Origin of the sequence: Bradyrhizobium sp. UFLA01-814 (genome assembly GCF_046718885.1) — a bacterium.
Classification (GTDB): Bacteria; Pseudomonadota; Alphaproteobacteria; order Rhizobiales; family Xanthobacteraceae; genus Bradyrhizobium; species Bradyrhizobium elkanii.
Window position 1 is genome coordinate 1 of record NZ_JAQOSR010000340.1, and the last position, 2,779, is coordinate 2,779.

The window sequence follows — 2,779 nt, forward strand, 5'->3', positions numbered from 1 at the left end:
GCCCTTCATCACGATGTTGCCGCGGAACATGACCTCGCCGATGGTCTCGCCGTCGCGCGGCACCTCGCGCATGGTCTCGGGATCGAGCACCGTGACGCCTTCCTGCAGCGGATAGGACACGCCCTGACGCCGCTTCAGCTGCGCGCGCGCGTCAGCCGACAGCTCGTCCCAGCCCGGCTGCTCGGCGCAGACCGAGGCGGGGCCATAGACCTCGGTCAGCCCGTAGACGTGGGTCAGCTTGATGCCGATGCGCTCGCCACCCTCAAGCACCGCAACCGGCGGCGCCGCGCCGGCGATCAGGCCGACGACGGGCTTTGCCTTGCCGCTCTTCGGCGCATCGGGCGCGTTGATCAGCGTGTTGTAGACGATCGGCGCACCGCACATGTGGGTGACGCCGTGCCTGGGGATCAGCTCGAAGATCTTGGCCGGATCGACCTTGCGCAAGCAGACATTGACGCCGGCGGTCGCCGCGATCGTCCAGGGGAAGCACCAGCCGTTGCAATGAAACATCGGCAGCGTCCAGAGATAGACCGGATGCTGGCCGAGATTGCCGGCGAGGATGTTGCTGACGGCGTTGAGATAGGCGCCGCGGTGATGGGTCACGACGCCCTTGGGATTGCCCGTCGTGCCCGACGTATAGCTCAGCGCGATCGCATCCCATTCGTCGGCCGGCGGCCGTTCGACGAAGCCGGGATCGCCCGCCGCGACCGCCGCCTCATACTCGATCTCGCCGATCCGCTTGCCGCCGCTGAAGGCCGCGTCATCGACGTCGATCACGAACGGCTTTGCGCCCTTCATCAGGGTCAGGGCCTCCGCGATCACGCCGGAGAATTCGGGATCGACCAGAATGATCTTGGCGCCGCCATGCTCGAGCTGGAACGCGATCGACGCCGCGTCGAGGCGGATGTTGAGCGCGTTGAGCACCGCGCCGGTCATCGGCACCGCGAAGTGCAATTCGTTCATCGCCGGGATGTTAGGCAGCATCGCCGCGACCGTGTCGCCATGGCCGATGCCACGGCCCGCGAGATAGGACGCAAAGCGCTTGCAGCGTTCGTAGGTCTGTTTCCAGATGAAGCTGCGGCCCTCATAGACCGCGCTGATGTGGTCGGGATAGACGGCGGCCGAGCGCGCCAGGAAGCTCAGCGGCGAGAGCGGCACGTAGTTGGCCGGCGTCTTGTCCAACCCGATCGAGTACTGGTTTTGAGCTGCACTCATGGCTCTATCCCATCCGCAAGGTGCTTTACAGGAAACCGATCGATATCCAGGGGAAGATGGCAACGATGATCAAGCCGATCAACAGCGCCAGCATGTACCCCCAGATCGGCCGGATACCCTCGGCCGGATCGACGCGCCCGATGGCGCAGGCGGCATAATAGCCGACTCCGAACGGTGGCGCGAACAGCCCGATGCCCATCGCCAGGATGATGATCATGGCGTAGTGCACCTCGTGGACACCGACCTGGTGCGCGATCGGAAACAGCAGCGGCCCGAACAGCACGATCGCCGGGATGCCCTCGAGCACGCTGCCGAGGATCACGAAGGCCAGGATCGAGACCGCGATGAAGGTCGCCGACCCGCCGGGCAGCCCGGTCATCGCCGCCGCCAGCGCCCGCGAGAAGCCGGACTGGGTCAGGCCCCAGGCCATGCCGGTCGCAGTCCCAATGATGAAGAGGATCGCGCCCGACAGGCACGCCGTGTCGATCAGCATCGGCAACAGTCGCCGCCAGTTGAACTTGCGGTAGATCAAGAGCCCGATGACGAAGGCGTAGACGATCCCGATGGTCGAGACTTCGGTGGCGGTGGCGATGCCTTCGACCACGGCGTAGCGGATCACGAAGGGCAGGGCCAATGCGGGCAGGGCGAACACGAACGCCTTGCCGATCTCGCTGCCGGTGGCGCGCTGGACGTGGCTGCGGTCTTCGCCGCGGTAGCGCCACCACACCAGCCCCGACAGCGTGATCGCCAGCACCACGCCCGGCAGCAGGCCGCCGGTGAACAGCGCCGAGATCGAGACGCCGGTCACCGAGCCGATCGTGATCAGCACGAGGCTCGGCGGAATGGTCTCGGTCTGCGCGCCGGTGGCGGCGAGCAGGGCGACCAGATCGCCCGGCTTGGCGCCGCGCTGCTTCATTTCCGGGAACAGCACGGGCGCGACGGCGGCCATGTCAGCGGCCTTCGATCCGGAGATGCCGGAAACCAGATACATGGCGCCGACCAGCACGTAATGCAGGCCGCCGCGGACATGGCCGAGCAGGCTCGCCAGGAACGCCACCATGGCCCGCGCCATACCGGTCATCTCGATCAGGAGGCCGAGGAAGACGAACAGCGGCACCGACAGCAGGATCAGATGGCTCATGCCCTCGTCCATCCGGCCGACCAGCACCATCAGCGGCGTTCGGGTGGTCAGCGCCAGATAGCCGAAGATCGCCATGCCAAAGGCAAAGCCGATCGGCACGCCGGCGAACACGCAGAAGCCGACCACGCCGACGAAGAAGATGATCAGATTGAGGTTGCCGAGCGGCCGCAGCATCGGCTGCGCCAGCCAGAACGCGCCGATCAGCGCAGCCACGGTCAGCGCGGCCAGCAGGAAGGTCCTGAACTCGCCGACCCGGGCCAGCCGCAGCAGCGCGAACAGCGCCATCAGGCAGGTGCCGACCGGCAGCGCCGCCGCGCGCCAGGTGTTGGATATCTGCAGCGCCGGCGTCGTGATGAAGCTTTCCTCGTAGGCGTATTCATAGGCCTGTCTCTTATACACATCTGACGCTGCCGACGACCATGG

The 2,779-nt window shown here is 66.4% G+C and carries 2 protein-coding genes; both read right to left on the reverse strand.

Annotated elements, in window-relative coordinates; genetic code table 11:
• The coding region (locus PMN64_RS42615) for an AMP-binding protein (protein ID WP_411785084.1) at positions 1 to 1,215 on the reverse strand (1,215 nt) is incomplete at its 3' end.
• 25 nt (positions 1,216 to 1,240) lie between these two features.
• Positions 1,241 to 2,779 (reverse strand): TRAP transporter large permease (locus PMN64_RS42620; RefSeq protein WP_411785085.1); only part of this gene is annotated, 1,539 nt, incomplete at its 5' end.